The organism is Streptomyces sp. NBC_00370 (assembly GCF_036084755.1).
In the GTDB taxonomy this organism is placed as follows: Bacteria; Actinomycetota; Actinomycetes; order Streptomycetales; family Streptomycetaceae; genus Streptomyces.
This window is the reverse complement of sequence record NZ_CP107968.1, coordinates 7,740,436-7,747,809: the sequence shown is the minus strand read 5'-3', so window position 1 is coordinate 7,747,809 and position 7,374 is coordinate 7,740,436. Positions and strand designations below refer to the sequence as shown.

The window sequence follows — 7,374 nt, the reverse complement described above, 5'->3', positions numbered from 1 at the left end:
CTCAACTCAACCCATCTCGACAGCCAGCGACCGAACATGAATCACGCCGGACATCACACGCTCGTCGTCCAAAGCAATAAATGAAAAAGCCACATGGCTTCACAGCGGATTACGGAGAAGCCATGTGGCGAGTGTCGTCGCGACCGCGACAGGAATTCCCTAGTCCTGCCCGGTTTCCCGGACCACTACCAGCTGGAGGCCAGCAGAAGGTCCCCGTACTGGTCCTCCCGGTGGACCTGCGCGAGGTCGGCGTCGACCATCATGTGCATCAGTTCCGGGAAGTCGACGCTGGGTTTCCAGCCGAGCCTGGTCTGCGCGTGCTTGCTGTCGGCGCAGAGGATCTCCACCTCGGCGGGGCGCACCAGACCGGGGTCGATGACCACGTAGTCCTCCCAGTCGAGGTCCACGTGCTCGAAGGCGATCCGGACGGCGTCGGAGACCGAGTGCATGCTGCCGCTGCCCACCACGTAGTCGTCGGGGTCGTCCTGCTGGAGCATGAGGTGCATGGCGCGTACGTAGTCGCCGGCGAAGCCCCAGTCGCGTACCGCGTCGAGGTTGCCCAGGTGCAGTTTGTCCTGGAGCCCCAGCTTGATCCTGGCGACCGCGAGGGAGATCTTCCTGGTCACGAACTCCGAGCCGCGGCGCGGGGATTCGTGGTTGAAGAGCATCCCGGAGACCGCGTACATGCCGAAGGACTCACGGTAGTTGCGGGTGATGAAGTGCCCGTACGCCTTGGCGGCGCCGTAGGGGCTGCGTGGGTGGAAGAGCGTCGTCTCCCGCTGCGGCGTCTCGGCCGCCTTGCCGAACATCTCCGACGACGACGCCTGGTAGAAGCGGATCTGGCCGGCGTTCGCCGCGGTGCGGGAGCTGTTGAGGCCGCTCACCATGCGGATCGCCTCCAGGACCCGCAGGACGCCCATTCCGTTGACCTCGGTGACCAGTTCGGCCTGCTGCCACGACATCGGCACGAACGAGATGGCACCGAGGTTGTAGACCTCGTCGGGCTGGACCGTGTCGACGGCGGACACCAGGCTGCCCTGGTCCATGAGATCACCCTCGACGAAGGACAGATCCGAGACGAGCTTGCTCACCCGCGACTTGCGCGGGTTGGCCTGGCCCCGGATCAATCCCCATACCTGGTAGCCCTGCGAGAGCAGGTGCTCGGCCAGATACGATCCGTCCTGCCCGGTAATTCCGGTGATCAGCGCGCGCTTGGACATTCCAACCCCTTCTCGACCACGAGAGACCGCCCAAACGCAGAGCTAGGTCGACGACCTTGCATCGAATACGCTTCTGTCCGGACGATAGACATCGGAACGCTCGCAAGCCGCCGACCTCGGTGTCAAGAAATCCCCGGCATACTAGGGAATTCCTGAGTGCGACCGCCGGCAAGAAAGCAAGAACCCGAGAACACTAGTGATTTTCGGGCCTCCGGTGCGGTGCACTGGATGCGTCGGCGTCCGGGCCGGCTCTGTCAACCGGAGTGTCATTCCGTGCTGTTCGGACTCCTGCGCATCCATATACGTCCCTACCGGGGAGCGGCGGCTCTGCTGGTCCTTTTGCAACTGGCCCAGATCCTCGCCACGTTGGTGCTGCCGACGCTCGGCGCGGCCCTCATCGACAACGGTGTGGTCCGGGCGGACAGCGGCTACATCACCCGGGTCGGGGCGGTCATGGTCGCCGTGGCCCTCGTCCAGATCGTCTCGGCCGTCGGCGCCGTGTCGCTGGGCTCGCGCACCGCGATGGCGATGGGGCGTGACATCCGCTCCGTCGTCTTCCGCCGGGTGCTGGACTTCTCGGCGCGCGAGGTGGGCAGGTTCGGTACGCCCTCGCTGATGAACCGCACGGTCAACGACGTCCAGCAGATACAGACCCTGGCCGTCTCGGGCTTCGGCATCGTGGTGTCGGCGCCGCTCATGTGCCTGGGCAGCATCGCGCTGGCCCTCCAGCAGGACGTGCCGCTCGCCCTGATCCTGGTGCTGCTCGTGCTGGTCGTCGGCGTCGCCTTCGGTCTGCTGCTGGCCCGGATGGGCGTGCTCTACGAGCGGATGCAGACCTACCTCGACCGGCTCGGCAGACTGCTGCGTGAGCAGATCACCGGCGTACGGGTGGTGCGTTCCTTCGTCAGGGACGACTACGAGCGCGCGCGGTTCACCCGTACCAACACCGAACTCTTCGACGTCTCGCGGCGCGTCAGCCGTCTCATCGCGACCATGCTGCCCGTGGTGCTGCTGCTCATGAACGTGTTCATGGTGGCCGTCCTGTGGGTCGGCGCCCACCGGATCGACGCGGGGTCGATGCGGATCGGCGCGATCAGCGCGTTTCTCAGCTATCTCTCGCTCATCCTGATGTCGGTCGTGATGGTCGCGTTCGTCTTCCTCTCGGTGCCCCGCGCGAAGGTGTCCGCCGGCCGCGTCCAAGGGATCCTCAGTACCCCGACGAGCGTCACGCCGCCACCGGACCCGGTCGGCGCCTCCCCCTCGGCCGCCGGTCAACTCGTCGTGCGCGGGGCGGAGTTCCGCTACCCGGGTGCGGAGAAGCCGGTGCTCCAGGGGATCGACCTGACCGCGGGGCCCGGCGAGAGCGTGGCGATCCTCGGCAGCACCGGCAGCGGCAAGACGACCCTGCTCAATCTGGTGCTGCGGCTGTTCGACGCGACCGACGGGTCGGTGCGCGTCAACGGCGCCGACGTACGGGAGCTGGCCCCGGAGGCGCTCAGCCGGGCCGTCGGCTTCGTACCGCAGAAGCCGTACCTGTTCTCGGGCACCGTCGCGAGCAATCTGCGCTTCGGCCGCCCCGACGCCACCGACGAGGAGCTGTGGGAGGCCCTGCGGGTCGCCCAGGCCGCCGAGTTCGTCCGGCGGCTGCCCGGCGCGCTGGACGCCGAGATCTCCCAGGGCGGCACCAATGTGTCCGGTGGGCAGCGGCAGCGGCTGGCCATCGCGCGCACCCTGCTGCGCCGGCCCGACATCTACCTCTTCGACGACTGCTTCTCGGCGCTCGACTACGCCACGGACGCGGCGCTGCGGACCGCCCTCGCGCCGGAGACGGCGCGGGCGACCGTGATCACCGTCGCCCAGCGGGTCGACACCGTACGGACCGCCGACCGCATCGTGGTCCTGGACGAGGGGCGCGTCGTCGGCACCGGAACCCACGCCGAACTGCTGCGTGACAGCTCGACCTACCGCGAGATCGCGCTCTCCCAGCTCACCGAAGAGGAGGCCGTCGATGGTCTCGCCCGGCAGCCGTAACGCGTCCGATGCGCACGCATCCGAGACACGCGAACCCGAGAGGCGGCAGCCCGAGGCCACCGGGGCGGGGCGGCGGCTCGTCGGGCTGCTCCGGCCGCACCGCTCCCGTATCTCGCTGGCGCTCGCCCTGGGCATCGGCGGCATCACCCTCAACGCGTTCGGCCCGCTGCTCCTCGGCAAGGCCACGGACCTGATCGTGGACGGCACCGTCGGCGGCGCCCCGGGCGGCGCGGCCGGATCCGGAACACCCGGGGTCGACTTCGGCGAGGTCGGCCGGGTGCTGCTGCTCCTGCTCGTCCTCTACGTCGCGGCCTCGCTGTTCATGCTCGCGCAGGGGCGGCTGATCGCCGCCGTCGTGCAGCGGGTCGTCTTCGACCTGCGGGAGAAGGCGGAGGACAAGCTCGGGCGGCTGCCGCTGCGCCACTTCGACCGCCATCCGGCGGGCGAGGTGCTGAGCCGCGCCACCAACGACGTCGACAACCTCCAGCAGACCCTCCAGCAGACCCTCGCCGAGCTGATCACCTCGGTCTTCTCCATCGTCACGATGCTGATCCTGATGCTGGTCATCTCGCCGTCACTGGCGCTGGTCATGCTGGCGAGCGTGCCCGTCTCGGCGGTGCTCGCCGCCTGGATCAGCAAGCGCGCCCAGCCCCGGTTCGCCGACCAGTGGGCGGCCACCGGCTCGATGAACGGGCACGTCGAGGAGATCTACACCGGCCATTCCCTGGTCAAGGGCTTCGGCAGGCGCGCACAGGCCGAGGAGCGGTTCGACGCGCACAACGAGGCGCTGTACCGGGCGGGCAGGAAGGCCCAGTTCGCCTCGGGCACCATCGAGCCGTCCATGATGTTCATCGCCAACCTGGGTTATGTGGCCGTCGCCGTGGTCGGTGCGTGGCAGGTGGTGCACGGCTCGCTGAGCCTCGGGGACGTCCAGGCGTTCATCCTGTACTCCCGCCAGTTCAGCCAGCCGATCGTGGAGGTCGCGAGCGTGGCGGGCCGCCTCCAGTCGGGAATCGCCTCGGCGGCACGGGTCTTCACCCTGCTGGACGCGGACGAGCAGCACCCCGACCCCGCGCACCCGCGCACGCCCGAACGGGCCGCGGGCCGCGTCCGGTTCGACCGTGTCTCTTTCCGCTACTCCCCCGGCACGCCACTGATCGAGGATCTGTCGCTGACGGTGGAACCAGGCAGCACGGTGGCGATCGTGGGCCCGACGGGTGCGGGCAAGACCACGCTGGGCAATCTGCTCGTCCGGTTCTACGAGCTCGGCGGCGGGCGCATCCTGCTCGACGGTACGGACATCGCGTCCATGACCCGCGACGACCTGCGCTCCCGGTTCGGCCTGGTCCTCCAGGACACCTGGCTGTTCCGGGGCACCATAGCCGAGAACATCGCGTACGGCCGGGCCGCCGCGACGCGCGACGAGATCGTGGCGGCGGCCCGCGCCACCTGCGCGGACCGGTTCATCCGTACGCTGCCCGACGGCTACGACACCGTGCTGGACGACGAGTCGGCAGGCGTGAGCGCCGGCGAGAAGCAACTGATCACGGTGGCACGGGCGTTCCTCGCCAAGCCGGCGGTGCTGCTGCTCGACGAGGCGACCAGCTCGGTCGACACCCGTACCGAAGTGCTCATCCAGCGCGCGATGAACACCCTGCGCGAGGGCAGGACCAGCTTCGTCATCGCGCATCGGCTGTCCACCATCCGTGACGCGGACGTCATCGTGGTGATGGAGTCGGGCCGCATCGTCGAGCAGGGCACCCATGACGATCTGATCAGGCGTCAGGGAGCCTACGCCCGCCTGCACGCCGCGCGCGCCCACGACGCTTCCGGTGTGCGGACGGACGCTCCGGCGGATCAGTCCCGGTCGGCCGTGGCGACGCGGCCGGCGTAGCGCCGGCTCCAGGTGGTGTCCTCGTCCACGGTGACGACCACGTCGTAATAGCCCTCCTGGGTGGGCCAGGTGACGGTCCTCGTGCGGCCGTGGGCCACCGTGATCCGCTGGGTACGGCCGAGGTAGTCGTTGGCGGTGAGCACGTAACGCACCGGCGCCGCGCCGTCGTTGTGCAGCGTGAGCTTCACCTCGGCGTCGTGCTTGCCCTTGGCCCGCACCAGGTCGGCCTCCACGCGCGGCAGGCCGCCGTCGTGCTTGTGTGCGGGCGCGACCCGGCCGGCGAAGGAGCGTACGAAACCGTCGTTGGAGTAGATCGAGAACGCGTACGCGCCGTCGGTGGCCCCGGCGTCCCAGGTGTACTCGCGCGGCTCGCGGGCGGTGACGGTGAACGGCGTGCTGGAGAAGGGCCGGTACTTGTCGGGGAAGACCTGGAAGCTCAGGGCCTTGCCCTTCGGGCCGCCGGTCAGCGTCATCCTGGCGGTGACCGTGCCCGCGGCGCGGTCCTCCGAGATCGTCGCGTGCGGGTGGAAGCCCAGCGGGCGCGGCGTCATGTGGCCCGCCGCGATCGACACCGGCTGCTCGGCGAGCGGGTCGGGGAAGGCGGCGGGGCCGGGCTGCGGGTGGGCGAAGTCGAGGGCGCTGGTCAGGTCGCCCGCGACCGAGCGCCGCCAGTCGCTGATGTTGGGGCAGCGGAACGGCTTGCCGAGGTGGGCCGCCCAGGTCTCCAGGAACGTGATGGTCGAGGTGTGGTCGAAGACCTCGGACGCCACGTGCCCGCCACGGGTCCACGGCGAGACGAGCAGCATCGGCACCCGGGGTCCGAAGCCGAGCGGGTAGTCGCCGACGTACTCGCCCGCCGTGCCCGGCTCGGGCCACGGCGGCAGGACGTGGTCGAACTTCCCGTCGTTCTCGTCGTAGTTGAGGATGAAGAGGGTGTGGTTCCAGATGTCGGGGTTGCTCTGCAGGCTGTCGAGCACCTTCTTGACGTAGCGCTCGCCGTGCAGGGTGTCCGCGCTCGGGTGCTCGGACCAGCCGTACGGCGCCACCAGCCAGGAGACGGCGGGCAGCGGATGTTCGGCGCCCGGCCGGCAGGCGTCGTGGAAGTTCTTGAGCACCGCGTCGAGGTTGGCGTCCGAGTCGTCGTTCGGGGCGGTCATGCCGGCGTAGTACGTGGCGTTGCCGCGCCAGATCAGCCCGGTGCCCGGCCGCAGCTTCGGGTCGTCGGCGCTCAGCCCGGCCGGCTCGAACCCCTTGAAGTACTTCAGCTCGTTGTCGCCGTAGTCGCCGACCCAGCCGCTGAGGTAACCCTGCCGCCCGTCACCGCTGTTGTCGGAGTAGAGCCGCCAGTCGATGCCGGCCTGCTGGAGCTGCTCGGCCACCGTGATCCAGGGGCGGGAGTAGTTGGACTCGTCCGTGTTGCCCGTCTCGCTGTTGGCGGTGCCGCTCCACAGATACTTCCGGTTGGGGTCGGTGGGCCCGAACTCGGAGCAGAAGTTCTGGTCGGCGACGGTGTACTGGGCGGCGACCGAGTGGTAGAAGCCCATGTAGCCGTCGCTGTGGTAGTTCATGGCGCTGGCGCCGTTGTGCTGCACCCACTTGTCCCAGGTGCGGTGACCGACGTCGCCCCAGGCTCCGTGGTCGTTGCCCCAGGCGCCGTCGTCGACCTGGGGCGAGACGGTGTTGCCCTTGCCGTCCTTCTGCTGGAAGACGGTGGTGCCGTCCTGGAACCGCAGCGCCTGCTTGTCGTTGAAGCCCCGTACGCCGGGGAACGTGCCGAAGTAGTGGTCCTGGGAGCGGTTCTCCTGCATGAGGATGACGACATGCCGCAGGTCGGACAGATTGCCCTTGAAGCCCTTCGGCAGGACGTACCGCTGCTTCGTGCCGGCGTACGCGCCGCCCGCCCCGGCGGTCCCGCCGAGTACGAGCGTTCCGGCGGCGACCCCCGTGCCCTGGAGGAACCGGCGGCGGGTGGTGCCGCTCGGCGCGTCGAATGTGCCTGCGGTGTCGGACTCGGGCGTCGTGGGTGTCGGACCGGGGGCCATGGAGGCTCCTCCCATGCGTGGGGGCAGTCGGGTTCGGGGACAGTCGGGACAGGTGCTGCGACCCGTTCATCGAAGCAAGTGGACACCAACACCGTGTGAACGCGGGCTGAGCGGTGATCACTCCGGGCGGCGGTCCGGGGTAACTCCTGCGGGTTACACGCATTGTTCGTAGCGTGTTCAGCCCCTG

Annotated in this window: 4 protein-coding genes; 2 read left to right on the top strand and 2 right to left on the bottom strand. The window is 69.1% G+C overall.

The window, feature by feature from the left end:
• Nucleotides 1-185: 185 nt before the first annotated feature.
• Nucleotides 186-1,220: a GDP-mannose 4,6-dehydratase gene (locus OHS57_RS34325; protein WP_041994261.1), complete on the bottom strand. Its 1,035-nt coding sequence runs from the start codon at nucleotides 1,218-1,220 to the stop codon at nucleotides 186-188.
• Nucleotides 1,221-1,493: 273 nt separating this feature from the next.
• On the opposite strand from OHS57_RS34325, the gene OHS57_RS34320 reads away from it, so the two are divergent.
• The gene (locus tag OHS57_RS34320) at nucleotides 1,494-3,251 is read left to right on the top strand and encodes an ABC transporter ATP-binding protein (RefSeq protein ID WP_328584460.1); all 1,758 of its coding nucleotides are present in this window, start codon (nucleotides 1,494-1,496) and stop codon (nucleotides 3,249-3,251) included.
• Nucleotides 3,229-5,145, top strand: coding sequence for an ABC transporter ATP-binding protein (locus OHS57_RS34315; protein WP_328584459.1), 1,917 nt, complete (start codon nucleotides 3,229-3,231; stop codon nucleotides 5,143-5,145). Before OHS57_RS34320 ends, OHS57_RS34315 begins: the two co-directional genes overlap by 23 nt.
• On the opposite strand, the gene OHS57_RS34310 is transcribed toward OHS57_RS34315, so the two are convergent.
• On the bottom strand, nucleotides 5,109-7,187 hold the full coding sequence (locus OHS57_RS34310; RefSeq protein ID WP_041994255.1) for an alkaline phosphatase family protein: 2,079 nt from the start codon (nucleotides 7,185-7,187) through the stop codon (nucleotides 5,109-5,111). The two genes, OHS57_RS34315 and OHS57_RS34310, sit on opposite strands and share 37 nt — an antisense overlap.
• Nucleotides 7,188-7,374: the final 187 nt, after the last annotated feature.